Origin of the sequence: Kineococcus deserti, assembly GCF_050871945.1 — a bacterium.
In the GTDB taxonomy this organism is placed as follows: Bacteria; Actinomycetota; Actinomycetes; order Actinomycetales; family Kineococcaceae; genus Kineococcus.
On the sequence record NZ_JBJLSI010000007.1, the window covers coordinates 1 to 24732 of the forward strand.

22 protein-coding genes and 3 tRNA genes are annotated in these 24732 nt (G+C 73.3%); 13 read left to right on the plus strand and 12 right to left on the minus strand.

All coding sequences use genetic code 11. From position 1 onward, the window contains the following. Positions 1 to 75: 75 nt before the first annotated feature. Genes ACRYR2_RS07445 through ACRYR2_RS07460 form a run of 4 tightly spaced genes read right to left on the minus strand, consistent with a single transcriptional unit; the run spans position 76 to position 3806 of the window. Positions 76 to 831 (minus strand): iron ABC transporter ATP-binding protein, encoded by a 756-nt coding sequence (locus ACRYR2_RS07445; protein WP_432562210.1) that lies wholly within the window; start codon positions 829 to 831, stop codon positions 76 to 78. Continuing rightward, the gene (locus ACRYR2_RS07450; RefSeq protein WP_432562211.1) at positions 828 to 1844 is read right to left on the minus strand and encodes an iron chelate uptake ABC transporter family permease subunit; all 1017 of its coding nucleotides are present in this window, start codon (positions 1842 to 1844) and stop codon (positions 828 to 830) included. The genes ACRYR2_RS07445 and ACRYR2_RS07450 overlap by 4 nt, the downstream gene beginning before the upstream one ends. Further along, positions 1837 to 2844 carry an ABC transporter permease gene (locus tag ACRYR2_RS07455; protein ID WP_432562212.1) on the minus strand — a complete coding sequence of 336 codons (1008 nt, stop codon included), beginning with the start codon at positions 2842 to 2844 and terminating at the stop codon, positions 1837 to 1839. Before ACRYR2_RS07455 ends, ACRYR2_RS07450 begins: the two co-directional genes overlap by 8 nt. After that, entirely contained in the window at positions 2841 to 3806 is a 966-nt protein-coding gene (locus ACRYR2_RS07460) for a siderophore ABC transporter substrate-binding protein (protein ID WP_432562213.1), read from the minus strand. The genes ACRYR2_RS07455 and ACRYR2_RS07460 overlap by 4 nt, the downstream gene beginning before the upstream one ends. Before the next feature lie 230 nt (positions 3807 to 4036). Here ACRYR2_RS07460 and ACRYR2_RS07465 point away from each other — a divergent pair, with 230 nt between their 5' ends. The 3 genes from ACRYR2_RS07465 to ACRYR2_RS07475 all read left to right on the plus strand — a co-directional run bounded on the left by ACRYR2_RS07465 (position 4037) and on the right by ACRYR2_RS07475 (position 8490). After that, on the plus strand, positions 4037 to 6319 hold the full coding sequence (locus tag ACRYR2_RS07465) for a hypothetical protein (RefSeq protein ID WP_432562214.1): 2283 nt from the start codon (positions 4037 to 4039) through the stop codon (positions 6317 to 6319). A 192-nt stretch (positions 6320 to 6511) separates the two neighbouring features. Next, positions 6512 to 6811, plus strand: a complete 300-nt coding sequence (locus ACRYR2_RS07470; protein ID WP_432562215.1) for a hypothetical protein — start codon at positions 6512 to 6514, stop codon at positions 6809 to 6811. Continuing rightward, a complete protein-coding gene (locus tag ACRYR2_RS07475) occupies positions 6808 to 8490 on the plus strand; it encodes a sodium:solute symporter family protein (protein ID WP_432562216.1) in 1683 nt (560 codons plus the stop codon). Before ACRYR2_RS07470 ends, ACRYR2_RS07475 begins: the two co-directional genes overlap by 4 nt. A 56-nt stretch (positions 8491 to 8546) precedes the next feature. Here the strand turns inward: ACRYR2_RS07475 and ACRYR2_RS07480 are convergent, their stop codons facing one another. After that, positions 8547 to 10775 (minus strand): peptidase M6, encoded by a 2229-nt coding sequence (locus ACRYR2_RS07480; protein ID WP_432562217.1) that lies wholly within the window; start codon positions 10773 to 10775, stop codon positions 8547 to 8549. A 161-nt stretch (positions 10776 to 10936) separates the two neighbouring features. Here ACRYR2_RS07480 and ACRYR2_RS07485 point away from each other — a divergent pair, with 161 nt between their 5' ends. Continuing rightward, positions 10937 to 11425 (plus strand): low molecular weight protein-tyrosine-phosphatase, encoded by a 489-nt coding sequence (locus tag ACRYR2_RS07485; protein ID WP_432562387.1) that lies wholly within the window; start codon positions 10937 to 10939, stop codon positions 11423 to 11425. A gap of 90 nt (positions 11426 to 11515) precedes the next feature. Here ACRYR2_RS07485 and ACRYR2_RS07490 read toward each other — a convergent pair whose 3' ends face one another. Continuing rightward, complete coding sequence (locus ACRYR2_RS07490; protein WP_432562218.1) at positions 11516 to 12487, minus strand: GNAT family N-acetyltransferase; 972 nt, start codon at positions 12485 to 12487, stop codon at positions 11516 to 11518. Between the two features lie 7 nt (positions 12488 to 12494). Then, positions 12495 to 12998 carry a methylated-DNA--[protein]-cysteine S-methyltransferase gene (locus ACRYR2_RS07495; RefSeq protein ID WP_432562219.1) on the minus strand — a complete coding sequence of 168 codons (504 nt, stop codon included), beginning with the start codon at positions 12996 to 12998 and terminating at the stop codon, positions 12495 to 12497. 60 nt (positions 12999 to 13058) lie between these two features. On the opposite strand from ACRYR2_RS07495, the gene ACRYR2_RS07500 reads away from it, so the two are divergent. Both ACRYR2_RS07500 and ACRYR2_RS07505 read left to right on the plus strand, forming a co-directional pair. Next, positions 13059 to 13466: a TIGR03618 family F420-dependent PPOX class oxidoreductase gene (locus ACRYR2_RS07500; protein ID WP_432562220.1), complete on the plus strand. Its 408-nt coding sequence runs from the start codon at positions 13059 to 13061 to the stop codon at positions 13464 to 13466. Between the two features lie 98 nt (positions 13467 to 13564). After that, positions 13565 to 14491, plus strand: coding sequence for a beta-1,6-N-acetylglucosaminyltransferase (locus ACRYR2_RS07505; protein WP_432562221.1), 927 nt, complete (start codon positions 13565 to 13567; stop codon positions 14489 to 14491). Here ACRYR2_RS07505 and ACRYR2_RS07510 read toward each other — a convergent pair. The 3 genes from ACRYR2_RS07510 to ACRYR2_RS07520 all read right to left on the minus strand — a co-directional run bounded on the left by ACRYR2_RS07510 (position 14475) and on the right by ACRYR2_RS07520 (position 19597). After that, positions 14475 to 15947 carry a malate:quinone oxidoreductase gene (locus tag ACRYR2_RS07510; protein ID WP_432562222.1) on the minus strand — a complete coding sequence of 491 codons (1473 nt, stop codon included), beginning with the start codon at positions 15945 to 15947 and terminating at the stop codon, positions 14475 to 14477. The two genes, ACRYR2_RS07505 and ACRYR2_RS07510, sit on opposite strands and share 17 nt — an antisense overlap. Positions 15948 to 16050: 103 nt before the next feature. Continuing rightward, positions 16051 to 18150, minus strand: a complete 2100-nt coding sequence (locus tag ACRYR2_RS07515; RefSeq protein WP_432562223.1) for an ArnT family glycosyltransferase — start codon at positions 18148 to 18150, stop codon at positions 16051 to 16053. Between the two features lie 352 nt (positions 18151 to 18502). Next, a complete protein-coding gene (locus ACRYR2_RS07520) occupies positions 18503 to 19597 on the minus strand; it encodes a PrsW family intramembrane metalloprotease (protein WP_432562224.1) in 1095 nt (364 codons plus the stop codon). A gap of 66 nt (positions 19598 to 19663) precedes the next feature. On the opposite strand from ACRYR2_RS07520, the gene orn reads away from it, so the two are divergent. From orn to ACRYR2_RS07535, 3 genes are all read left to right on the plus strand, one after another. Further along, positions 19664 to 20293: an oligoribonuclease gene (gene orn / locus ACRYR2_RS07525; RefSeq protein WP_432562225.1), complete on the plus strand. Its 630-nt coding sequence runs from the start codon at positions 19664 to 19666 to the stop codon at positions 20291 to 20293. A gap of 103 nt (positions 20294 to 20396) precedes the next feature. Next, positions 20397 to 20472 (plus strand) — tRNA-His (locus tag ACRYR2_RS07530). A 93-nt stretch (positions 20473 to 20565) separates the two neighbouring features. Beyond that, complete coding sequence (locus tag ACRYR2_RS07535; RefSeq protein ID WP_432562226.1) at positions 20566 to 22104, plus strand: FAD-dependent monooxygenase; 1539 nt, start codon at positions 20566 to 20568, stop codon at positions 22102 to 22104. On the opposite strand, the gene ACRYR2_RS07540 is transcribed toward ACRYR2_RS07535, so the two are convergent. Next, positions 22082 to 22717 (minus strand): hypothetical protein, encoded by a 636-nt coding sequence (locus ACRYR2_RS07540; protein WP_432562227.1) that lies wholly within the window; start codon positions 22715 to 22717, stop codon positions 22082 to 22084. The genes ACRYR2_RS07535 and ACRYR2_RS07540 overlap by 23 nt on opposite strands. 148 nt (positions 22718 to 22865) lie before the next feature. Between ACRYR2_RS07540 and ACRYR2_RS07545 the strand changes: the two genes are divergently transcribed. From ACRYR2_RS07545 to ACRYR2_RS07560, 4 genes are all read left to right on the plus strand, one after another. Next, on the plus strand, positions 22866 to 23036 hold the full coding sequence (locus ACRYR2_RS07545) for a hypothetical protein (protein WP_432562228.1): 171 nt from the start codon (positions 22866 to 22868) through the stop codon (positions 23034 to 23036). Between the two features lie 136 nt (positions 23037 to 23172). Next, complete coding sequence (locus ACRYR2_RS07550) at positions 23173 to 23349, plus strand: hypothetical protein (protein ID WP_432562229.1); 177 nt, start codon at positions 23173 to 23175, stop codon at positions 23347 to 23349. Positions 23350 to 23455: 106 nt separating this feature from the next. Beyond that, positions 23456 to 23528: transfer RNA gene (locus ACRYR2_RS07555), tRNA-Lys, on the plus strand. 129 nt (positions 23529 to 23657) lie between these two features. Next, positions 23658 to 23730 (plus strand) — tRNA-Lys (locus ACRYR2_RS07560). A gap of 271 nt (positions 23731 to 24001) precedes the next feature. On the opposite strand, the gene ACRYR2_RS07565 is transcribed toward ACRYR2_RS07560, so the two are convergent. Continuing rightward, a complete protein-coding gene (locus ACRYR2_RS07565; RefSeq protein ID WP_432562230.1) occupies positions 24002 to 24685 on the minus strand; it encodes a FadR/GntR family transcriptional regulator in 684 nt (227 codons plus the stop codon). Positions 24686 to 24732: the final 47 nt, after the last annotated feature.

Below are 24732 nucleotides of genomic sequence, written 5' to 3' on the forward strand. Positions count from 1 at the left end.
GCTTGATCACGGCAGGCAACGTCCCCCGCCGTGATCAAGCACTTCCGTGATCAAGCACTTCCGGGGTCGAGCGCCTCAGCGGTAGTACACCGCGACCGGCCGCCCACCCACCTCGTGCACGCTGAACGGCGTGCCGAACACGTCCTCGAGCACCTCCGGGCGCACGATCTGCGCCGGAGTTCCGTCGGCGACGATCAGCCCGTCCTTGACCGCGACGATCCGGTCCGACCACGCCGCGGCGAAGTTGATGTCGTGCACCACCAGGACGATCGACTTGCCGAGGTCGTCCGCGGCCCGGCGCAGCAACCGCATCATCGCCACCGAGTGCCTGACGTCGAGGTTGTTCAGCGGCTCGTCCAGCAGCACGTACTCGGTGTCCTGCGCCAGCACCATCGCGACGAACGCGCGCTGGCGCTGGCCGCCGGAGAGCTGGTCCAGGAACCGGTGCTCCAGGGCGCGCAGGTCGAGGAACTCCAGCGCCTCGTCGACCGCGGCCACGTCGGCGCTGCTCGAACGGCCGCCGTTGTGCGGGAACCGCCCGAAGGAGACCAGCTCGCGCACCGTCACCCGGGCGGTGAAGTGATTCTCCTGGCGCAGCACCGCCAGCCGCAGCGCGATCTCGGCGGACTTCGTGCGGTGCACGTCGAGGTCGTCGACGGTGACGGTGCCGGTGTCGGGTTCGGCGAGCCGCCCGACGATCGTCAGCAGCGTCGACTTGCCCGCCCCGTTGGGCCCGATGACGCTGGTGATCCCGCCGCGGCGGAAACTGCCCGAGACGGGTCCGAGGACGGGCGCGTCGTAGGACTTGCCGACGCCGGTGAAGGTGATCACAGGGTTCCCCTCCGCAGCAGGATGGTGAGGAAGACGATGCCGCCGAGCAGTTCGACGACGACGGTGAGCTGGCCGGAGGCGTAGAAGACGTGCTCCAGGGTGAACTGGCCGACGAGCAGGACCAGGGCGCCGAGGCCGAAGGCCATCGGCAGCAGCACGGCGTGCCGGTGCGTCCCGGCCAGCTGCCGGGCCAGCAGGGTCACGAGGAACCCGAAGAACGTCATGGGCCCGACCAGGGCGGTCGAGAACGCCACCAGCAGGCTGACGGCGACGAGCATGACGGTGAGCTCGCGCTGGTAGGAGATCCCCAGGTTCGTCGCGACGTCCCGGCCCAGGTGCAGGACGTCCAGCCGCGCCCGCCGGCGCCACACCACGAGGCCGACGACGAGGCAGACCCCCGCCGCCAGCGGCAGCTGCTCGGCGTCGACCGTGGACAGCCGGCCGAACAACCGGACGGACAGCACGTCGTACTCGGCCGGGGACAGCACGCGCTGGCCGAAGACCGCCAGGCTGTCGAACGCCATCCCGATGGCCACACCGACCAGCAGCAGGACGTGGAGGTCGGCGAACCGGCCGGAGAACAGCCAGCGGAACAGGAACGTCGCGAACGCCACCATGAGCAGCGTCTGGGTGATGAGCTTGGGCAGGCCGTCGGTGGCGGCCAGGACGCTGCCGCCGAACACCACGACGAGCAGGGTCTGCAGCAGCGTGTGGATGGACTCGAAACCCATGATGGACGGGGTGAGGATCCGGTTCTGGGTGACGGTCTGGAACATCGTCGTCGCCACCCCCTGGGTGAAGGCGGCCACGAGGATCGCCCCGACCATCGTCAGCCGCCGCTCGATCGCGAACTCGAACGATCCGCGCAGGAACAGCAGGCAGTACGCCACCGCCGCGAGGACCGCGAGGGCGAACACCAGCGCGACCCGCAGCTCGGGCGCGAACCCGCGCCGGCGGGTACCCAGGTCCGTCCCCGGCGTGGCCTCCGAAGCCTTCACGGTCGTCTCAGCCACCGAGGGTCCTCCTGCGCCGCAGCACGAGGGCGACGAACGTCGTCGCCCCGACGGCCCCCAGGACCACCGAGGCGGGGATCTCCAGCGGGAACACGACGGTGCGGCCCACCAGGTCGCAGACCACGACCAGGGCGACGCTGGCCAGCACCACCCACGGCAGGTTGCGCCGCACGTCGTCCCCGCGCAGCATCGAGACCACGTTGGGCACCACGAGCCCGAGGAACGGGATGAACCCCACGACGACCGTGGTGATCCCGGTGGCCAGCGCGACCAGCGCCGAGCCGAGGAACACGACGCGGCCGTGGTCGAGCCCCAGGTTCGTCGACACCTCCGCCCCCAGCCCGGCGATGGTGAAGCGGTCGGCGACGACGTACACGACGACGGCGATCACGCCGACGGCCCACAGCGGTTCGTACTGTCCGCGCACGATGCTGGAGAACCCGCCCGAACGCCAGGCCGCGAGCGTCTGCTGCAACCCGGTCTCGCTGGCGATGAACAGGGTGCCCGCGCCGACCACCGACCCGAGCATCATGCCGACCAGCGGGACCACGACGGAGGAGCGCAACGACACCCGCCGCAGCACACCGAGGAACACCAGGGTTCCGGCGAAGGCGAACAGGCTGGCGATGACCATGCGCAGCAACGGGGTGGCCCCCGGGTGCAGCCACGTCACCAGCAGCACGCCGAGGGCGGCCCACTGGCTGGACCCCGTCGTGGTGGGCTCGACGAAGCGGTTCTGGACGATCATCTGCATGACCACACCGGACACGCCCATCGCGACGGCGGCCAGCACCAGCGCCAGCGTGCGCGGCACCCGGGAGATGAAGAACATCTCCCGCGCGGCGTCGTCACCCCGGAACGAGTCCCAGGTGATGTCGTACCCGCCGACGCCCAGCGAGACGACCACGAGGGCCAGGGTCACGACCGCCCCGGCGCACAGCGCGAACCACCCGCGACCTCGACGGGTCGCGGGTGACCGCTGCAGGACTGGAGTGCTCACGCCGCCTGGAACGCCGAGGCGATCTCGTCGTAGACCTCGGTGTAGGCCTGGATCCCCTCGGTCACGTAGAACGTGCTCGGCAGGTACACGATGTTGTCCTGCGTGACGAAGGTCGTCGCCGCCCACGCCTCCTGCGCCGCGACGAGCTGCTCGGCCGGGGTGGCACCGGCCTCCCCGGTGCCGGCGTCGCGGTCCATGACGAACATCCAGTCCGGGTTCAGCTGGGCGATCGTCTCCGGCGCCAGGCCCGAGTCGCTGTGGATCGAGTCGCCCTGGGACTCCAGCACGTTGGTGAGGTCCAGCGGGGACATGAGCCGGCCGAGACGCTCGGAGCCGTTGTCGATGCGCCCACCGGTGGCCACGGCCAGGAACACCGACTCGCCGCCGGTCTGCGCCGCAGCGGCCGCCACGGAGTCCTCGAGGTCGGCCACCAGCTCGGCCGCCTCGGCCTCCTTGCCGAAGATCTCCCCGATGAGCGTCGTCTGCTCCTTGAGCGATTCGACGTAGTTCTCGGGGTTCTCCGAGTCGGGGGCGATGTCGATGGTCGGGGCGATCTTCTCCAGGTCCTCCTGGTAGTCGCTGAACCGGTACCCGCCGATGATCAGGTCGGGTTCGGCCTCGCTGACGGCCTCCAGCACCGGTTCGCGGTGGCTGCCGGCGTCGGCGATGGACTCGTCGGTGGCCCACTGCTCGAAACCGGTCCGCGGCAGCAGGGTCTTCGGCAGCGCGACCGGGGTGATGCCCAGGTCGAGCAGGGTCTGGAACGAGGTGTTGTCCAGCGCCGCGACGCGCACCGGCTCGGCGGGGATCTCGACGTCGCCGAGGTTCGTGGCGACGGTCGTCGTGGTGGCGGCGGTCTCTTCCGCGGCGGCGTCGGCGGTCCCGTCCGAGCAGGCGCTCAGGGCGAGCGCCGCGGACACGGCGAGGACGGTGGCGCGGGTGGGGATCCGGGAGGTCTTCACGGTGGCGTTTCCTTCGTGGAGGCCGCAGGCCTGGGGCGGTGCACGGGGTCGTGAGCTCGTCCGCACCGAGGGGGAACCGAGCACGGCAAACCTAGCGGTAGTCAGGGCAGCCTCAGCTCACTCGGCAGGTGACGTTCTTCACAGCGGTGGCGATCCGGGCACGACCGGCCGCTGGATCGGCGGCCGGTCCTGCCGGGGTGGGCGCCCCGACGAACCGGTAACTTCACCGCGTGAGCACCGAGCCCAGCGACCCGAGCCGCCTCCACCGCGAGCTGCTGGCCGTCCTGCGCGGCGGCTCCCCCACCTCGCCCGTGAGCGCGCCCGGCCCCGTTCCCCGCAGCGTGGACCTGATCACCGAGACCGCCACCGCGCGCCAGCAGCAGGCGGTGGACGCGGCCCTGGCCGGCGACCCGCTCCTGGTGGACCTGCACGACGACGGCGGCGCCTTCCTCACCGCCCTGCTCGCCGCGCTCGCCGCGGCGGGCCGCGAGGTCGCCCTCGTGCCCGGGGCGGCCACCGCCGCGGCCCGTCCGGTGCTGGCCGGGCTCGGGCTGGCCCACCTGCTGGGTGACACCCCGGCCGACACGACCCGCCGCGGCGCCGACCTGCCGCCGGCCGACCCCGGCCGCTGGCTCGCCCTGCTGCGCGAGCTGGACACCCGCAACCGGGCGTGGTTCACCGGGTCCGACGGCGTCCCCAGCCGCTTCGAGGCGTTCGCGGGCCTGGCCCGCCTGCGCGCCGAGCACCTGCACCCGCCCCTGCTGCCGGCGGCCGCCGGCTGGACCGCGCAGGAGCGGGCCCGCGTCACCGGGTTGCTGTCCCGGGCGCCGCGCACGGGTGAGGACCCGCTGCGCGACGTCAGCGAGGAGCAGATCGCCGCGGCGGCCGGCGCCCTGGCGGACCTGCCCGGCCGGCTGGGCGCGCTGGCCGGGCTGGTGCGACGGCTCACGACCGAGCTGGGCTGGCGGGAACCGCGCACGCTCGCCGACGTCGCCGCCGCTCCCGCCGTGCTGGCCCGCGTGGAGGAGGTGCTGCGCACCTACGTCCCGGCCGCGCTGCACACCGACCTCGACCAGGCGCGGGCGATCCTGGCCCGCCAGCCGCGGTCGCTGCTGTCCGGTGAGGAGCGCGAACGGCGCCGCGAGCTGAAGCGGCTGTCCGCGCTGCGGCACGACGGCGCCTCCTTCGGTCCCGCCGACGTCGAGGCGCTGGCGGACGTGCAGCGCGTGTGGGCCGCGCACGCCGCCGGCGCACCGACCACCTGGCCGGCTCGCGGGGAGCTGGAGACGCTGCTGGAACCGCTGCGCCGCGACCTGGCGCAGGTGACCTCGGTGCTGCCGGACGTCCCGGCCGATCCCGAGGTGCCCGCCCTGGAGGACCTGGCCGAGCGGATCCGGCGGACCGCCGCGGCGGTGCGTTCCCGGCAGGACGAGGCGGCCCTGAGCGCCGAGGGACTGCAGGACCTGGCCGCCGCGGTCCCCGCCGGCGCCGACGCCGACGAGATCGCCCGTCTCGTCGAGGGCACCACCTGGCGGGCCCTGGCGGAGGCTCCCGACGCCGGTGGACCCGACGTCGAAGGGCGCGTGCGGGAGTTCCGCCGGCTCGACGACCTGCGCCGGGCCCGCGCCGTCCGGGAACTGCAGCTCGCCCTGTCCGGTGCCCGTGCGCAGCCGGTCCGGGTGACCGACTCCCCCGGCCCCGTCGCCGTGCTGGTCGTCGACGACGCCCACCGCCGCGACGCCGCGCAGGTCGCCGCGCTCGCCGGGGACTCGACGCAGCTGGTCCTGCTGGGGTCCGCCGACGCCGAGCCCGGCTCGGCCTGGACCCGTGCCCGCGCGGTCGTGCCGACCGCCGACCTGAGGCCGCCGCAGGGCGGGACCTCGGCCCTGCGCGACGCCGTCGCCACCGCCCTGGAGGCGGCCGGGGTCCGCACCGCCCCGGGTACCCGCGCGGACCTGGAACTGGGTGAGGGCCCGACGCGTGTGCTGCTCGACCTGGAGGACTCCCTGGGCGGGTTGTGCGTGCAGGACCGCGAGGTGGCGCTGCCGGCCCTGCGACGCCGCGAGGGGAACTCGTACCGGCTGCTGCGCGGCGCCGACTGGTTCGCCGACCACCGCGGCGCGACCCGCCGCCTCGTCGAGGACGTCCGCGCGCTGGAGGAGGTGGCTCCCACGCCCGCACCGGTCGCGGCACCCGTCGTGCCCGCCCCCGTGGAGGGCTTCCCCAAGGGGCTGGGGACGGCGGAGGACGCCCAGCGGGCCGTCACGGACTTCGTCACCGGGCTCGGCGGTGGCCACCCGAACATCGACCAGACGCCGCCGGCGACGATCGACGCCGCGATCGCCCTCAGCTACGCCACGCTCGGCGTGAAGGCGGCGGACACCGCGGTGCTCGACGCCGCGATGGAGGTGCTCACCTACCGCCGCCGCGGGACGAAGGTCCTGCGCGCGTTCAAGGAGTCGTTGCAGCGCACCAAGAAGCGCATGCGCGGGGCGGGCGTCCGCATCCCCTGACGCCGCGCGGACGTCTGCCGGCGCCGCGCACCCGCTCCTGCCCCCGCCGGCCCGCTCCACCTGCAGCCGGCCCCCGGCGCACTCCGCCATCAGGGGGATCCTGCGACGGCGCCGCAGGCCCCGGTTCCACGACAACAGTTGCTTCGTGCAATCGTGTTCGCCGCACACCTCACGTTGCACTGGAGCTCACTCGTGTCGTCAGCACAACAGGAAGGGACCGACCGGAAGGCCGACGTCCTCTTCGACATCCGCACCGTCATCGGCGGCCTCTTCGCCGTCTACGGCGTCGTCTGCCTGGTCTGGGGCCTGGTGTCCTTCACCGACGCCGACCGCGCCAAGACCGGCGGCGTCAACCTCAACCTCTGGGCCGGCATCGGCATGCTCGTCCTGGCCGCCGTCTTCATCGGCTGGACGCTGGCCCGCCCCCTGCACCCCGCGGACCCCGCGGACCCCGCCGAACCCGCGGACCGGCCGGCAGGTGAGCAGCGGTGATCGCCACCCTGGCGGCCGCGGCGCCGCAACGCATCGACGCCCACCTCGTCGACTACCTGCTCGTCGCGTTCTACTTCCTCATCGTCCTCGGCATCGGCCTCATCGCCCGCCGCAGCGTCTCCTCGAGCCTGGACTTCCTGCTGTCCGGCCGCAGCCTGCCGGCCTGGGTGACCGGGCTCGCCTTCGTCTCGGCCAACCTGGGCGCGACCGAACTGCTCGGCCAGGCCGCCAACGGCGCCCAGTTCGGCGAGCAGGCGTTCCACTACTACTGGATCGGCGCGATCCCGGCGATGGTCTTCCTCGCCCTGGTGATGATGCCGTTCTACTACGGCTCGAAGGTCCGCTCGGTGCCGGAGTTCCTCGGCCGCCGCTTCGACGCCAAGACCCAGCGCCTGCAGGGGCTGCTGTTCGCGATCGCCTCGATCCTGCTGGCCGGCGTGAACCTGTACGCGATGGCCATCGTCGTCAACGCGCTGCTGGGCTGGCCGACGTGGGTGGCGATCGTCGTCGCCGGCATCATCGTCCTGGCCTACACGTTCCTCGGCGGGTTGTCCGCGGCCATCTACAACGAGGTCCTGCAGTTCTTCGTCATCGTCGTCACGATGGTCCCGATCACCCTGATCGGGCTGCACCGCGTCGGTGGCTGGGACGGGCTGGTCGACCGGCTGACCGACCAGGGCAGCCAGAACATGCTGCAGGCCTTCCCGGGGCAGGACCTCACGGGCATCGGTTCCTCGATCGGCTCGACCTTCGGCGTCGTCCTCGGCCTGGGCTTCGTCACCAGCTTCGGCTACTGGACGACGAACTTCACCGAGGTGCAGCGCGCGTTCTCGGCCCGCAACGCCGCCGCCGCGCAGCGGACCCCGCTCATCGCGGCGATCCCCAAGGTGCTCATCGCCCTGGTCATCATCGTCCCGGGCATGGTCGCCGCGGTCCTCATCCCCGGGATCGAGAGCCTGAAGCGGGGTCTGCCCAGCGACGTCACCTACAACGACGCCGTCCCGATGCTGCTGCGGGAGCTGCTGCCCAGCGGTTTCCTCGGCGTCGCGCTGGCCGGGCTGCTCGCGGCGTTCATGGCCGGCATGGCCGCCAACGTCAGCTCGTTCAACACGGTCTTCACCTACGACCTGTGGCAGGACTGGATCCGCCCGGGCCGCGACGACGCGCACTACCTGAAGGTGGGCCGCCTGGTGACCGTCGTCGGGACCGCGCTGGCCATCGGCACGGCGTTCATCGCGGCCGGGTTCACGAACATCATGGACTACATCCAGACGTTGTTCTCGTTCTTCAACGTCCCGTTGTTCGCGGTGTTCGCCTTCGGGCTGTTCTGGAAGAAGCTCACCGGGTCCGGTGGTTTCTGGGGGCTGCTGTCCGGCACCGTGAGCGCGGTGTTCGTCTTCGTGCTGAACCAGGTCGGGGCCCTCTCGCTGTCCGGGCAGGGGTCCAGCTTCCTCGGTGGCGGGGTCGCCACGGTCGTCGCCGTCCTCGTCGGCTGGCTGGTCTCCCGGCGCGGGACGCCGAAACCCGAGGCGGACCTGGCCGGACTGGTCTGGCAGCTCACCCCGGCCTCGGTGCGGGCGGTGCCGCGCGAGGCGGGCTGGTACCGCTCGCCCGCGGTGCTGTCCACGATCGTGCTGGTGCTGGCCGTCGGCGGGTACGTCCTGTTCGCGATCGTCTGAGGACGCAGGACGGCCCCGGAACCTCGTGGGGTTCCGGGGCCGTCGTGCGTGCGGGCTCAGGCGCCCGAGCCACCACCGGGCTGCAGGACCCCGTTGGCGAACAACTGGTACGGCGCGTAGGACGGCGCCGTCTCGCTCGGGTCGTCGGCGGTCACCAGGACCGCGGCCACGTCGGGCGTGAAGCCGAGGGTCCAGGACACCGGCGCGACGGTCTTCCAGCCCCACGGCGTGCTGACCACGGGGAGCTTCACGACGGAGACCTGCTGAGCGTCGTAGCCCACCAGCTGCACGGTCCAGCCGGCCACGGGGACCGGGTGCGCCTGCGTCGCCGACAGCCACGTCGACAGGTTCGTCGCGTCGGCCACCGGGGCACCGCCCACGCTGACGGAGTGGACGACGACGCCGGGTTCGGAGACGCCGCCGTCGGTGACGTACCGCAGGGCGATCTCGACGCTGCCGCCCGCGAACTGCGAGGCGTCGAAGGACTTCTCGCCGGAGAACCGACCGCTCAGGCCCCCGGTCGTCTCGTCGGCGCCCTCGGTCGGCAGGGTCGTCCACGTGCCCGTCGCCGCGTCGTAGGCCTGGACGTAGAAGTAGTCGTAGCCCTCCTCGGTGTCCAGGTCGAGGTCGAGCGTGACCGTCGGGTCGGCGGCCGGGACGTCGAACGTGCGCACGATGCTGCGGTCGAGGTTGTCGCCGCTGCCCGAGGCCAGCGAGCCGTCCTGGACGGTCCACTCCACCGGGGTGGTCGGGTAGTTCTTCGCACCGACGAAGTCGACGAACCCGTCGGAGAGGTACCCGTCGAGGTTGCGCAGCCGGACGTAGTCGGCGCCGTTGACCGGCGCACCCGGCGAGTCGTACGCCTCCGGGGTGTCCCAGTTGACCTTCCCCGACAGCGACGACGTGGTGAGCCGGTCGGCGTTGCCCCGCTTGACGGTGGCCCCGGCGTCGACGGCGGCGTCGACGGCCGTCATCGCGAGGAAGTCGTGCACGACGTCGGTGGCCTTCACCCGGTGCCCGGACCGGTCCAGGACGCTCTGCAGGCCCACCAGGCCGTTGCCGGGTTCGTTGTGCAGGGCCTTCATGAACTCCTCGCCACCGAAGTGGTCGTGCAGGTAGAACATGAACGCGTAGGCGATGCCGTAGTCGGCCAGGGTCTCCGGTGCGCCCTGGTCACCCCACTGGGTCAGCGACTGCTCCGGACCGCCGTAGCTGGTCTGCGGGTTCCAGCCGAAGAACGTGGCCAGGTGGTTGTCCGCGGCCGGGTCGTCCAGCGGGACGGTCGGGTCGACGTACCCGACCAGGGTCTGCGCCCAGTCGGACAGGCCCTCGTTGACCCAGTTCTGCTCGTCGGGGTCGGTGTAGTACTGCAGCAGGTGCTGGTACTCGTGGGCGAAGGTTCCTTCGTAGGTGCGCGGGCTGGGCTCTCCCAGACCCGGACGGTCCAGGTACTGCGCGCACGCCAGGTAGTCGGGGTCGCGGGAGTCGTCCGGCGGGTTGGTCCCGGTGCGGTGCAGCCAGTCGAACGCGTCGATGGTCATGACGTTGCGGTCGAGCAGCTCGTTGAACGTCGAGAAGAAGAACCCGGCGGTGTAGGTCCTGCCGTTCTCGTTCGTGGGGTCGTACCAGTTCTGGTCGCGCACGTTGTCGATGAGCGCCACCGTCCGGTCGCCCTGGCCGGCCCAGTAGTCCGCGGGGTACCCGGCCTCGGGGAACACCTGGGTCATGAGCTGCTGGGAGCCGTCGCGGTCGGGGGCGACCGAGAACGCCTCGGACTCCTTCGGCAGGACGTTGTCGTCGAACTCGTCGGCGAACATCTGCGCCTGCGCGTCCGTGACGGTGGTCAGCGCCCCGCCGGACAGGACGTTGCGGCAGTCGCCCTCGGGGAAGGCCAGGTCGTCGGCGACCCAGACCTCGATGTGGTCGCCGAGCGCCCGCAGGGTGTACCCGCGCACGTCGATCGCCGAGCCGATCTCCTGCCCGTCGGGGGTGACCCCGCCGTCGATGAGCGAGAGCCAGTCCTTCTGGTCGCCGACGCCGAGCTCGCCGTCGTCGGCGGGCGCGGACAGCGTCGTCCTGGCCTGCGCCTGGGCCTTCGCCGCGGCGGTCCGGCTGAAGGGCAGCGGCGCGCCGCCCTTGTAGTCCCCGTCGAGCAGCCGGATGTCGGACGGCAGTCCGCCCGAGGCCGGGGTCGGTGCGGCCGCCGCCGTGGCCGGGACGGCGAGCGCCGTCGCCGAGAGCGCGGCGAGGGCGAGCAGCCCCCGGCGCGGTGGGGTGACACCCATGCTTCTCCTCCTGGTTCAGCGCCGGTCGCGGGTCTCCTCCCACTGGAAGACTCCGGACCAGTACGCGCTGTGAGCTTTCACCACCCCACAGCGACGGCACAAGGGGCGGGGGCCGGTCAGTTCGGCAAGATGTGCACGTGAGCACCGATCAGATCCGCGTCATGACCGTCTGCACGGGCAACATCTGCCGCTCTCCGATGGCCGAGGTGGTGCTGCGCGACCGGTTCGAGGCGGCCGGGCTGGGCGAGCGCGTCGTCGTGGACTCCTCGGGCATCTCCGACGAGGAGGAGGGCAACCCGGTCGACCGCCGGGCGGCGTCGGTGCTGCGCGAGCACGGGTACGTGGTCCCCCGGCACTGCGCGCACCAGGTCACCCGCGAGGAGATCGCGCACCGGGACCTGGTGCTGGCCATGACGTCCCGGCACGCCCGCTGGCTGCGCACGCAGGCCCCCGACGCCGAGTCCGCCGACCGGGTGCGGATGTACCGCTCGTTCGACCCCGAGGCCCCCGGCCTCGACGTCGCCGACGAGTCCGACCTCGACATCGACGACCCCTGGTACGGCGGCCGCGAGGACTTCGAGCGGACCCTGGAGCAGGTCGAGGCCGCCGCGGACGCGATCGTCGAGCACGTCCGCGGCCTCCTCGCCTGACCTTGCCGGGGCCTCGGGGTGGGGACCGTTGACGCATCGGGCCGGACCTACCGGCCCGACGCGTCAACGGTCCGCAGTCCCGGCGCGGGTTCAGACGGGCTTGGTGTGCAGCACGTCGCCGTGCACGCGGACGTACCCGGCCCGCTCGTACAACCCCACCGCACCCGAGGCGTTGGCGCTGTCGACGTCGAGCGCCACGGCCGCCATCCCGGCGGCGTGCGCGCGGCCGGCGACGGCGGCCAGCAGCGCCCGGGCCAGGCCGCGGCCGCGGTGCTCGCGGCGCACCCCGAGGTTTCCCAGGTCGGCCTGCGGGAACCCGAGCCCCGGCCAGTCGCTCTCGTGCGCGTAGACGTTCGCGTAGCCGGCGACGTCCGCGCCGTGCACCACCAGGAAGCTCCAGTCGGGCCGGAACTCCGGGTTGCCGACGACGAACCGCGACCAGTCCGAGGCGGTCAGCGGCTGCGAACCCCAGTGGTCGGCGAAGACCTCGTTGTGCACCTCCCGCAGACCCTGCGGCGCGTGGTCCACCAGCCGGTACCCCGGCGCGAGCACCGGAGGTGACGGCGGTCCGGAGCGCAGGTCCTGCCGCATCCGGCTGAAGTAGCGGCGGACCTGCAGCCCGGCGCGCCGGCACAGCGCGAAGACGTCCTCCCGGTGCTCGGGAGCCCAGACCTGCAGGTCGGCGCCCACCGGGGCCCCCAGCTCACGCCGCCGGGCCGCGGCGCGGGCCCGGGCGGTGCGCTCGGCCCAGGCGAACAGGTCGCGTCCCACCCCCCGGCCGCGCCAGGCGGGGTCGACGACCCCGTCGAACGGCAGGCGCAGGTGCCCGACGTCGCCGAGCCGCAGTTCGACCACGCCCACGGCGCGCAGCTCCCCTGCGGCGTCCCAGCCCCCGACGGTCTGGGTGGCGGCGTCGAACCCCTCCCCGGTCAGGGTGCGCCGCAACCACTCCTCGCTGTCCCGCACGTGCGGGCGGTCGACGGCGGCGGCCCGCTCCAGCAGCCACCACCACGCGGCGGCGTCGTCGGCGGTCAGCGGACGGCAGGTCAGACCCGGGAGCACGGCACCATCAGAACAGCCGGCCACCCTCGTCCGCCGACGGTTCCTCCAGGTCGAGCAGGAACCGCTTGCGCCACAACCCGCCCGCGTACCCGACGAGGGCACCGTCGTGGCCGACGACGCGGTGGCAGGGCACGACGATCGAGATCGGGTTGCGGCCGTTGGCGACCCCGACGGCCTGCGAGTGCCCGATCCCGCCCAGGCGCCGCGCGATGTCCCCGTAGCTCCAGGTGGTGCCGTACGGGATCTCCCGCAACGCGTCCCACACCCTGCGTGCGAAGGCGTCACCGCGCGGGGCCAGCGGCAGGTCGAACGTGGTGCGCCGCCCGTCGAAGTACTCCCCGAGCTGCTCGCGGACGTCGCCGAAGGCCGCCCCGCTCCCGTCCCGGTCGCTGTCGGCGAGGGTCTCGCTGACACCGCCGCGGTGGTCGGCGAACCACACCCCCGCGATCCCCGCGTCGGTGCGGGCCACCGTGAGGTCGCCCACCGGCGAGGGCAGGACCGTCCAGCGCACGTGCGCACCTCCTGTCGTACGGTGCCCAGGATCGCACCCGCCGCACCCCTGAGGAGAACCGTGCCCAAGCCTCCGCTGCCCGCCGACGTCGCCGAGCTGTTCGCCAAGCCCAACCCGGCCGTCATGGGCACCGTCCACCCCGACGGCCACCCGGTGACCGTCGCGACCTGGTACCTGTACGAGGAGGGCCGGCTGCTGCTGAACCTCGACGCCACCCGCGCCCGGTTGCGCCACCTGCGGACCAACCCGGGCGTCTCGCTCACGGCGCTGGCCGAGGGCGACTGGTACACCCACGTCAGCGTGCAGGGCAAGGTCGTGGAGGTCCGTGAGGACACCGACCTGGCCGACATCGACCGCGTCTCGACGCACTACACCGGCGGTCCGTACCCGAACCGGACCAGCCCCCGCGTCACGGTCGTGGTGGACATCGAGCACTGGCACGGCTGGGGTGCGGCCAAGAAGGACTGACCCGGCCACCCGGATCCGTGCCTTGCGGGACGCGGCGCCCGGGTGCAGGGTGGCGCGGTCCGTTCCCGGGAGCGGGAAGTCGTCGCGGAAGGATCCCGATGAGCGGGTTCGCCTACGTCCTGATGGCCCACACCGACGGCGCGGGGCTGGCCGAACGCGTGCGCCGGATCCACGAGCTCTCACCGGAGGCCCGCGTGCTCGTCCGGTGGAACCGCCGCGAGCTCGTCGACGACCCGGCCGTGCGGGAACTCCAGGACACCTTCCACAGCGACATCGAAGTTCGGTGGGGCAACTGGACCCTGATGGCCGCGGCTCTGGAAGCGCTGGCCGAGGCGCGGCGGCGCTGGGACCCCGACTTCACGGTGCTGGTGTCCGGGCAGGACCACCCCGTCACGCCGCTGGCCGCGTGGGAGGACGGGGTGCGGCGGTCGGGCACCGACGCCCTGCTGCGCCCGGACTCCGGCACGCACCTCTACCGCTGGCGGCGGCGCTGGCACACGCTGCCGAGCACGCCCCTGGACCGCGCCCTGCCCGCCATCGGGCGCGTCTCGCGGTGGATCCCGGTGCCCGTGCGGGTCGAGCAGGTCGGCGGGGCCACGTTCATGCTGCACCACTGGCGCCACGACGTGCCGCCCGTGCCGTACCGCAAGGGTCTGCTGTGGTGCACGCTGTCGCGCCGAGCCGTGGCCGCGGTGCTGGACGCCGAGGCCACCCCGCAGGTGCGCGGGTTCTTCGCCTCGACGTTGCTGCCCGACGAGTCCTTCGTGCACTCGGTGGTGGCCTCGCACCCCGAACTGCTCGTGACGCCCCTTCCGACGTCCTACGCCGTCTTCACCGACGAGCACGACGCGCACCCGCGGGTGATGACCGCGACCGACGTCGCAGCGGCCGTCGGGAGCGGGGCGCCGTTCGCGCGCAAGGTCGTCGGCGCCGGCAACGAGTTCGCCCGCGCGGCCGACCCGGTGGTCGACGCGGCGGTCGAGGGGCGCGCAGACGTCCCCTCCGCCGTCAGGCGGCCAGCTTGAGCACCCCGGCCGTGCGCGTCAGCGTCGTGGTCAGCAGTTCGCGGTCGTCGGACAGCTTCGTCCCGTAGGAGGGGACCATCGCCTGCAACCGGTCGCGCCAGACGTCCTGGTGCGCCGGGAAGCACTGCGCCAGCAGGCGCAGCATGACGTCGACGGCGGTCGAGGCGCCCGGGGAGGCCCCCAGCAGCGCGGCGACCGACCCGTCGCCGGCGTGCACGAGCTCGGTGCCGAACTGCAGCACGCCGCCGCGCGGGCCCTTCTTGATCACCTGGACGCGCTGACCGGCCGTCAGCAGCTCCCAGTCGCTCTCGCGCGCATCGGGGTAGAAGACCTTCAGCGCCTCGATCCGCTGCTCCATCGACTGCACGATCTGCTTGCCCAGGTAGGTCATGAGCGAGACGTTGTCGCGGGCCACGGCCAGCATCGGCAGCAGGTTGTGCGCACGCACCGACAGCGGCAGGTCCAGCAGCGAACCCTTCTTGAGGAACTTCGGCGAGAACCCCGCGTACGGCCCGAACATCAGCGCCTTGGTGCCGTGCGCGTACCGGGTGTCCAGGTGCGGCACGGACATCGGCGGAGCGCCGACCTCGGCCTGGCCGTACACCTTCGCGGCGTGCCGCTCGACGACCTCGGGGTTGGTGCAGCGCAGCCACTGACCGCTGACCGGGAACCCGCCGAAACCCTGTCCCTCGGGGATCCCGCTGCGCTGCAGCAGGTGCAGGGCACCGCCACCGGAACCGACGAACACGAACGGCGTGGCGACCTCGAAACCGCCGGCCGAGCTCTCACCCACCACGGTCCACCCCGAACCGCGCCGGCGCAGGTCCTTGACGGTGTGACCGGTGAGGAGCTCGACCCCCTCCTTGGTCGCGCCGGCGAACAACTGCTTGGTCAACGACCCGAAGTCCACGTCGGTGCCGGCCTGGGCGCGGGTGGCGGCGACCTGCTCGCCGGGGTCGCGACCGGCCATCAGCAGCGGCGCCCACTCGGCGATCGTGGCGTGGTCGGTGGCCCACTCCATCCCCGCGAACAACGGGTGCTGCGACAGCGCCTCGTGACGGGCGCGCAGGAACTCCACGTCGCCGCCGCGCACGAAGCTCATGTGCGGAACGGTGTTGATGAAGTCGCCCGGGGCGGCCAGGACGCCCTTCTCCACCAGGTGCGACCAGAACTGCCGCGACAGCTGGAACTGCTCGTTGATCTGCACGGCCTTGGTGATGTCGACCGTGCCGTCCGGCCCGGCCGGGGTGTAGTTCAGCTCGCACAGCGCCGAGTGGCCCGTGCCGGCGTTGTTCCACATGTCCGAGCTCTCGGCCCCGACGGTGTCGAGCTTCTCCAGGACCAGGATCGACCAGTCCGGCTCCAGCTCGGCCAGCATGGTCGCCAGCGTGGCGCTCATGACCCCGCCGCCGATGAGAACTGCGTCGTAGCGGTTCGCTGCGGGCACCGGTCTCACACCCTCGTTCGTCGTCGATCTGCGGACCACCGAAGGTTACGTCCTGCGGGCGTCAGGACGCCGCCCGGGTCGGCGGGCGGCACCCCGGTGTGAGGTAGGTCTCTCAGCCGGCGGTCGAGGCGCTGAGCGGCTGCGTCAGGTCGTAGACGGTCTGCCCGCCGACCGTCAGCGCCGTGTAGTTCGCCGCCACCCACTCCTGGATCGCGCTGATCCCCGAGTCGCCCCCGCGCCCACCGCCCATCCCGCTCCCGCCGAGGAGGTAGTGCACCTGGCCGTCGGCGACGTACTGCTGGAACTGCGCCAGCGTCGGCGTGGGGTCGTTGCTCCACCCGCCCATCGCCATCACCGCGGTGCCGCTGGCCAGCTCCAGGGACGCCGCGGACTGCGACCCGGAGACCGCCGCGGCCCACCTCGTGCCGGCCTCCTGCAGGAGCTCGACCAGCTCCTCGCTCGTGCCCGACTCCCCGCCGCCTCCGCCGGCGCCCCCGAAGCCGCCTCCGCCGGTGGGCGCCTGCATCCCGGAGCTCGCGTCCCCGGTCGCGTCACCGGTCGCGTCACCGGTCGCGTCACCGGTCGCGTCACCGCCGGGGGCGCTGCCCGGGGCACCACCGGGGGCACCACCGGGCGCCTCACCGGTCGTTCCCGGGAAGTCCTGCGTCCCGTCCTGGGTGCCGCGCACGCCCCCGAACCCGCCTCCCGCAGCACCACCCGCGCCGCCTCCGGCCGAGGCGCCGGCCGGCCCCACGGTGGGGATGGAACCGGTGTGCGCGGTCGCGGCCGTCGCCACCGCGTACGACGCCGTTCCACCGAGGCCGACGAGCGTGCCCGACAGCACCAGCACGATCGCGAGCTTGCGCAGCCGCGCGGGCGTCACGGCCAGCCCCGTGGCCAGCACCACGGAGGCGAGTGCCAGCGTCCAGCCCAGCCACTCCCACGTCCCGTTGCGGTGCAGCAGGACGAACGCCCAGATCCCGGCCGAGGCCAGGACGAGGGACAGCCCGATCCGCGCCACGACGCGCCCACGACGGACCCACAGCACCTGTCCCCCACCGGCGGCGAGCGCCGCGACGGCCGGGGCCAGCGCGACGGTGTAGTACGGGTGGACGGTGCCCTCCATGTAGGCGAACACCAGACCGGACACGACGAGCCAGCCGCCCCACAGGACCAGCGAGGCCCGGGCGAGGTCGGTGCGCGGCGCGCGCCCGCGGGCCACCAGCCCCAGGACGAGGGCCAGCAGCGCGGCGGGCAGCAGCCAGGAGATCTCGTTGCCCATCTCCGAGGAGAACAGCCGCTGCCAGGTCGGGATCCCGCCGAAGCTGGAGCCGGGCGTGCCGCCGGACATCCCGCCCCCGCCGCCCCCGCCGTTGCCGTCACCGCCGAGGATGCGGCCCAGGCCGTTGTACCCCAGGACGAGGTCCATGACGGTGCCGTCGGTGGAGCCGCCGATGTACGGCTTGTCACCGGGCCACAGCGTGACGGCCAGCACCCACCAGCCGGCCGAGACGACGACCGCGACCCCGGCGCCGAGCAGGTGCAGGACCCGCTTGCCCAGGCCGGTCGGTGCGGCCCACAGGTACACCAGCGCCAGGCCCGGCAGGACGAGGAAGCCCTGCAGCATCTTGGTGAGGAACGCGAACCCGATGGCGACACCGGCCCACGCCAGCCACCTCCACGACGCCTTCTCCGTGGCGCGGACGGTGCAGTACGCGGCCGCGGTCATGAGCAGGACGAGCAGGGCGTCGGGGTTGTCGAACCGGAAGATCAGCGCCGCCGCCGGGGTGAGCGCGAGCGCCGCCCCCGCGACCAGCCCGGCGACCGGCCCGTGCCAGCGCCGCACCGCGGCGGTCAGCAGCCAGACCGCGCCGACGCCCTCCAGCGCCTGCGGCACCAGCAGCGTCCAGCTGCTGAACCCGAACACCCGGGCCGCGAGCCCGCTGACCCACAGGGAGGCCGGCGGCTTGTCGACGGTGATGAAGTTCTGGGCGTCCAGGGACCCGAAGAACCACGCCTTCCAGCTCTGCGACCCCGCCTGCACGGCCGCGGCGTAGAAGCTGTTCGCGTACCCGGAGGCCGACAGGTCGACGACGTACAGGACGCCGGTCGCGAGCAGCAGCCCGATCGTCGCGAGGCGGACCCAGCGCGGGTACCGCGTCGCCGGCACCGCTCCCTGCGTGGCGGCGCGCGCCGGCGTGGTGGTGGTCATGGTCCTACGGTCGGCCGTGACCTTGCCGAGCCGCCCAGGACCAGCTGTGAACCAGCCATGACCCTGGGCCGCGCGGGGCGGGTCGGGTACCCGGCGGGTTCGAGCGCGCTGTCACCACGTGCCCGGTCATCGAGCGCGATGTCACCGCGCGCCCACCCGGCGCGCCGGCGGGTTCGAGCGCGCTGTCACCACATGCCCGGTCATCGAGCGCGAGGTCACCGCGCCCACCCGGCGCGCCGGCGGGTTCGAGCGCGCTGTCACCACGTGCCCGGTCATCGAGCGCGAGGTCACCGCGCGCCCAACCCCACCCGACCCCTCCCCCTCCCGCGCCCCACCCGAAGCAGCGCCGGTCTCACGGCAGGTAGGCGAGCACCTCGCGCCGCTGCACGGCCAGCTCCTCGAGCAGCCCGACCTCGTCCTCCGGCGGCGAGTCCACCGTCCCCCGCCGCAGCCGGTCCCGCCGGAACGCCAGCTCGGTGGCGGTCTCCTGGAACTCCCGCACCGCCCGCGCGGCGCGGCGCCCACCCCGCGAGGCCGCCGCGGCGCGGGCCCGGGCCCGGGCGCGGGGCGAGGCGAGCATCGCGACCTCCTCCTCGGTCAGCCAGCCGGTGCGCGCGTACACCTGCAGGTGCCGGCCGACGAGCCGCGCCTCACGCACCCGCGCGGCCAGCGCCACGGCCACGGCCGCGGCGAACACCGGCACCTGCAGCAGCAGGAAGAGCTCGAAGAAGGACGCGATGCCCGAGCCGGCCGAGGCGTTCCACAACGCGTGCAGCACGACGGCGACGGCGAACCCCAGGACGGGCGCGCCGACGCGGTGCAGCGGCCCGCGGTGCCGTGCGGCCAGTCCCAGCCCCACACCGACGGCCATCGTGAACAGCGGGTGCGCGAACGGCGACACCAGGCAGCGCAGCACGAACACCGCCACCAGCGAGGCCGGCTGGTCGTCGCCCAGCGCCCGGCCGAGGTACAGGACGTTCTCCAGGTAGGCGAACCCGACGCCGACGAAGGCGGCGTAGACGATCCCGTCGACGACGCCGTCGAACTGCTTGCGCTGCTTCAGCAGGAGCAGCAGGACCCCGAGGCCCTTGAGCGCCTCCTCCACCAGCGGCGCGACGACGACGGAGGTGTTGGTGACGTCACCGACGGCCCGGTCGAGCAACCTGTGCACACCGGTGTTCAGGACCAGCGCCCCCAGCGAGGCGACGCACGCGCCCCAGCCGAACGCGAACGCCAGCAGGTGCGGGGGTTCGGCCTCGTGCCGGTCCAGCCACAGGACCGTCGCCAGCACGGGCCCGACGGGGACGGCGGCCAGCGCCAGGCCGGGCAGCAGCCCGTCCCAGCCGACCTCGGCGGTGACGGCCGTCAGGCTCAGGACACCGCAGACGACCAGGACCACGACCGTCAGGGGGGCCAGCGCGGACGCGCGGACGCGCTGGGCCGGCATGGTCAGAGGGTACGGGCTGACGCGTCCGCCGCCCGCCGGTACGGCCCGCGCCCCTAGTCTGATCCCGTGAGCAACGACAAGGTCACCGAGCGCATCGTCTGGATCGACTGCGAGATGACCGGGCTGAGCCTGACGGACGACGCGCTCGTCGAGGTGGCGGTCCTGGTCACCGACGCCGATCTCAACGTCCTCGGCGACGGTGTCGACGTGGTGGTCAAACCGCCGGCGGAGTCGCTGGTGGACATGGACCAGGTCGTCGTCGACATGCACACGGCGTCGGGGCTGCTGGCCGAGCTGCCCGCGGGGCGCACCCTCGCCGAGGCCGAGCAGCTCGTCCTGGACTACGTGCGGAAGTGGTGCCCCGAACCGCGCAAGGCCCCGCTGGCCGGCAGTTCGGTGCACACCGACCGCGCCTTCCTGGCCCGGGACATGCCCGAACTGACCGAGCACCTGCACTACCGGCTCATCGACGTGTCCTCGATCAAGGAACTCGCGCGGCGCTGGTTCCCGCGGGTGTACTTCCACACCCCCAGGAAGCACGGCGGTCACCGGGCCCTGGCGGACATCCGCGAGAGCATCCAGGAGCTGAAGTACTACCGCGAGGTGCTGTTCGTGCCCGATCCGGGACCGGACTCCGAGACCGCCAAGGCCGCCGGGGAGAAGTTCGAGCTGAAGCCCGTCGTCGAGCAGGACTGACCGTTCGGGCGAACCCGCCGGGAACGCCGTCCCGGAGCAGTCGTCCACCCATGTATCCTCGACCCGTCACGTACTCCGCTCCGGCGGGCCGGTCCGTGTCGTGGTGGGTGTAGCTCAGCTGGTAGAGCACCTGGTTGTGGTCCAGGAAGTCGCGGGTTCAAGTCCCGTCACTCACCCCAGCGCGAGGCCCTGGTCAGTTCTCTGACCAGGGCCTCGCCTCGTTTCCAGCTCCGGTTGCAGGACGCTGGTGCCTCCCGTCGAAGGAGGCAGCCGTGACCGAGCACCGTGCGCGCACCGTCGACCGGGACGACCACCACCGTGGTCCCGACCACGACGTCGTGGTGGTGGGTGCTGGGCCCACCGGCCTGCTGGTCGCCGGCGACCTCGCCCACGCGGGCGTCCGGGTCCTCGTCCTGGAGCAGCACGCGGGGCCTGCCCCGCACAGCCGCGCCTTCGCCGTGCACGCCCGCTCCCTGGAGCTGCTCGACGGCCGCGGGCTGGCCGCCGGGCTGGAGGCGGAGGGCACCGCGCTGCAGGCCTTCACGGTGCTGGGCCGGGCGCGGCTGGACCTGTCCTCGCTGCCCTCGCGCTTCGCGCACGTCCTGGTGCTCGCGCAGGGGCACGTGGACCGGGCGCTGGAACGGCGGGCCCGCCAGGAGGGCGCCGACGTGCAGCGGGGTGCGCGGGTGGTCGACCTGCGGGTGGACCCGGCCGGCGTCGAGGTGGACGTCGTCCCGCACGACGGCGTCCGCGACGGCGTTCCCGACGGGGGCCCGCGAACCGTCACGGCCCGCTACCTCGTCGGGGCCGACGGGGTGCACAGCACCGTCCGGGCCCGCCTCGGGCTGCCGTTCCCCGGTGGGGCGGTCGTGCGGTCGCTGGTGCTGGCCGACGTCCGGCTGACCGCTCCTCCGCAGGAGGCGTTCAGCGTGCGCGGTGCGCAGGACGCGTTCGTCGTCGTGGCGCCGTTCGGTGACGGCTGGTACCGGGTCAACGCCTTCGACCGGCGTCGGCAGGTGCCCGACGGCACCCCCGTCACGCTGGAGGAGATCCGCGAGGTCCTGGTGCGCACCCACGGCACCGACCTGGGCCTGACGCAGGCGCGCTGGCTGTCGCGCTACCACTCCGACGAGCGGCAGGTGCCGACGTACGCCGCCGGTCCGGTGTTCCTGGCCGGGGACGCCGCCCACGTGCACTCCCCCGCCGGCGGACTGGGCTTGAACACCGGCCTGCAGGACGCGGCCGACCTGTCGTGGCGGCTGGCCGCGGTCGTGCTGGGGCGCGCGCAGGAGTCCCTGCTCGAGGCCTACACGGTCGAACGCCACCGGGTGGGACGGCAGGTGCTGCGCACGAGCGGATCGATCGTCCGGGTGGCGGTGCTCACGCGGCCGCCGTGGGGAACGGTGCGCGACGCGCTGGCGCCGGCGGCGCTGAGGTTGCCGCCGGTGGCGCGACGGATCGCGCTGCGGGTGTCGGCGATCGGGACGTCCTACCCCCGCCCGCGCGGCGCCCACCCGCTCGTGGGCCGACGGGCGCCCGAGCGGCGGCTGACCGGGGGCCGGTGGCTGCACGGCATCCTGGACGGGAGCACCTTCGTCCTCGTCACCGGCCGGCCCGGTCCCGCCGTCGAGGGCCTGCGGCGCGAGCTGAGCCCCGATCCCGGTCCCGACCTGCTCGTGCGCCCCGACGGCTACGTCGCCTGGGCCGGCGCCGCGGGCGGGACCGGGTGGCTGGAGGCGCTGGCCGCCCTGGGCTGGCGCACCACCGACGTCCCGTCCCGTCCGCTGCTCACGACCGTTCGGTCGGGGTGACCGGGCCGAACCGCGCGCGCCCGATCGCCACGAGCTGGTCGTGCAACCAGGCGAGGTAGGCGTCGCGGTCGGCCCGCAGGCCCAGGGAGATCACCGGCGTGCCCAGGACGTCCCACGCGTGGGCCCCCTGGACCGGCAGGACGACGATCCCGATCGAGAAGGGGAACAGCCGGCGCCCCAGCTCGCGTTCGACGCCGGTCATGAGGTTGGTCTCGAACAGGGCGCTCGGCGTGCGGGCGACGACGCGTCGCTGCATCTCGCGGGCCCGTTCGCACCAGGCGACCGCGTCGTCCATGCCGAGCTCGGCGATGCCGCGCAGCTCGGGCCGGCCGTGCAGGCCCGGGTAGCGCGGCGGGAGGATCGAGGTCAGGGCGTCCGGCCCGCCGGGGAAGGACTCCGCCCACCAGTCCGCCCACTGCGCTCCCGCGGCCTCCAGGCCGGCGAGGTCGCCGCCGGAGACCCGCAGCTTCGTCGCGGGTGGGTCCAGCGGCGGCAGGTCCGGGAGCAGGGGCGAGAGCGGCGGCCGCAGACCGGCCGCGTCCCGCAGGTGCAGCGCCAGCAACAGCGACTGCGGCATGGTGAGGTCGATCGCCCACCGTCCGACGCTCCGCATCCCACCACTGTGCTCGGGTGCCACCCCGGCGTCCACCTGATAGGTCCCTCGGTGCGGCCGGAGGGCTGCACGTGTCATCCCTGAGGGTGATCAGGACGTACGGCTCGCGGCCGATGCACCGGCCGCCCCGGGTTCCTAGGCTCGCGCCATGACCGCTCCGGTGCTGACCCGCTACCCGCTGGACACGACCGCCGTCCGTCGCCGGCGACGGCGGATCGCGGCCGTGGTGGCCGTCCGGCGTCAGCAGTCCGCCCGGTCGTCGCACCCGTCCGCCGCCGACCCCGGGAACCGTCCGGCGAGCTCCGGCCACGCTCGGTGACTTCCCACGGGGTCCTGCTCCGGACGGGTCCTGCGGCCGGGCGGTGCTCAAGGAAGTGGCCCCGGCGGACGACCTTCTGTGCGTCCCCTCCTCGACGGAGGGGACGCACAGACGGCGCAGAACCTCGGGAGGACGCATGACGCACGAGAAGACGCAGTCCCTGGACAGCACGACCGAACCGGTGATGGAGATGCTCTCCGAGCACATCCCGCTGTCGTTGATCATGGACATGGCCTCGCCCGACGGCCCGCGCTCCGCGGAGCTGCTGGAGTCGGAGGGGTGCCCCGACGAGGAGTGGTGGAAGCAGGCCTGACCGGCGGCACCCGCAGGAATCCGACCCCCGTGGGGCGCGTCCCCTCTCGTTCCCCGCGGGGCCGGATTTCGTCGCACCAGCGCAGGTCTGCTAGCCTTTTTGCGTTGCGCCGTTAGCTCAATTGGCAGAGCAGCTGACTCTTAATCAGCGGGTTCGGGGTTCGAGTCCCTGACGGCGCACTCCTTCCGAACAGGGGTTTCGCTTCACGGCGGAACCCCTGTTCCGCGTCCGGGGTCCGGCCGGCCGGTTCCGCCTCGCCCGCTCGCCCGCACGGACCACCGCGAGCCTCTGGTAGTCTTGGGTTGTACGCGCTACTAGCTCAATTGGCAGAGCAGCTGACTCTTAATCAGCGGGTTCATGGTTCGAGTCCATGGTGGCGCACAGGTTCGAACAGGGGTTCCACCCACCGGTGGGGCCCCTGTTCCGCTTTCCGGCTCCGACCGGCGGGGAACTCGCACCACCCGTTCGCACGGCCCAGGCGCTCCCCCGCACGTGAGCGACACCGGCGGACGCCTGTCCCGTCGCGCCGCTCGCGGGCGGTGGAAACCTCGCCGGCGCGAACCGGTGGGCGGCGCGACCGCACCACCGGCAGCGCGAACCCGGGAACGGCGCACGACGCGTGGCCCGGACCGCCCGGGTCGCCGCGGTTCCCTCACCGGCGCAACGTCGTGCGCATCCACGCCTCGACGTTGGCCACGTGCAGCAGGGCCGCCGCGTGCGCTCGTTCCCGGTCCCCGTCGCGCACCGCGGCGTAGATGGAGGAGTGCTCGTCGATCGTGCGCTGGCGGGAATCCGCGACGGTCAGCGCGCGCCAGACCCGGGCGCGCACGGTGGCGCCGGAGATGCCGCGCAGGATGGCGGCGAGGGCGGTGTTGCCGCTGGCGGCGGCGATGGCGGCGTGGAACTGCTCGTCGTGCGCCACCAGGCTCTCCTCGTCCCGGGCCTCCCTCATGGCCTCCAGGTGGTGGGCGACCACCGCCAGCTCGGCCTCGCCCGCCCGGGCAGCCGCGAGCGCCGTCGCCTGCGGTTCGACGAGTCGACGGCACTCCATCACCTCCACGAGGTCCTCGTCCCGCATGAGGTCGACGGCGTCGGCGATGCCGGTGAAGAGCAGGTCCGGGGTCAGGCTGGTGACGTAGGTGCCGTCACCGCGACGAACCTCCAGGACGCCGGCGGTGGCCAGCGCCCGGACGGCCTCGCGCAGGCCCGAGCGGGAGACCCCCAGTTCCTCGGCGAGCGCGGCCTCCGCGGGCAGCCGTTGCCCGGGCCGCAGCTCACCGGCGATGATCAGCTCCCGGACACGCTCGATGGCGGCCTCGGTCAGCGGTGCGGCCACGCCCCACTCCTCACACGCGGCGACGGATGCTCCCCGGACCCGGACGG

Excerpts from the sequence above, each read along its gene's own strand:
- ACRYR2_RS07540 (WP_432562227.1), bottom strand. The coding sequence starts at position 22,717 with ATGCGGAGCGTCGGACGGTGGGCGATCGACCTCACCATGCCGCAGTCG.
- ACRYR2_RS07480 (WP_432562217.1), bottom strand. The coding sequence starts at position 10,775 with ATGGGTGTCACCCCACCGCGCCGGGGGCTGCTCGCCCTCGCCGCGCTC.
- ACRYR2_RS07545 (WP_432562228.1), top strand. The coding sequence starts at position 22,866 with ATGACCGCTCCGGTGCTGACCCGCTACCCGCTGGACACGACCGCCGTC.
- ACRYR2_RS07505 (WP_432562221.1), top strand. The coding sequence starts at position 13,565 with ATGAGCGGGTTCGCCTACGTCCTGATGGCCCACACCGACGGCGCGGGG.
- ACRYR2_RS07550 (WP_432562229.1), top strand. The coding sequence starts at position 23,173 with ATGACGCACGAGAAGACGCAGTCCCTGGACAGCACGACCGAACCGGTG.
- ACRYR2_RS07515 (WP_432562223.1), bottom strand. The coding sequence starts at position 18,150 with ATGACCACCACCACGCCGGCGCGCGCCGCCACGCAGGGAGCGGTGCCG.
- ACRYR2_RS07485 (WP_432562387.1), top strand. The coding sequence starts at position 10,937 with ATGACCGTCTGCACGGGCAACATCTGCCGCTCTCCGATGGCCGAGGTG.
- ACRYR2_RS07520 (WP_432562224.1), bottom strand. The coding sequence starts at position 19,597 with ATGCCGGCCCAGCGCGTCCGCGCGTCCGCGCTGGCCCCCCTGACGGTC.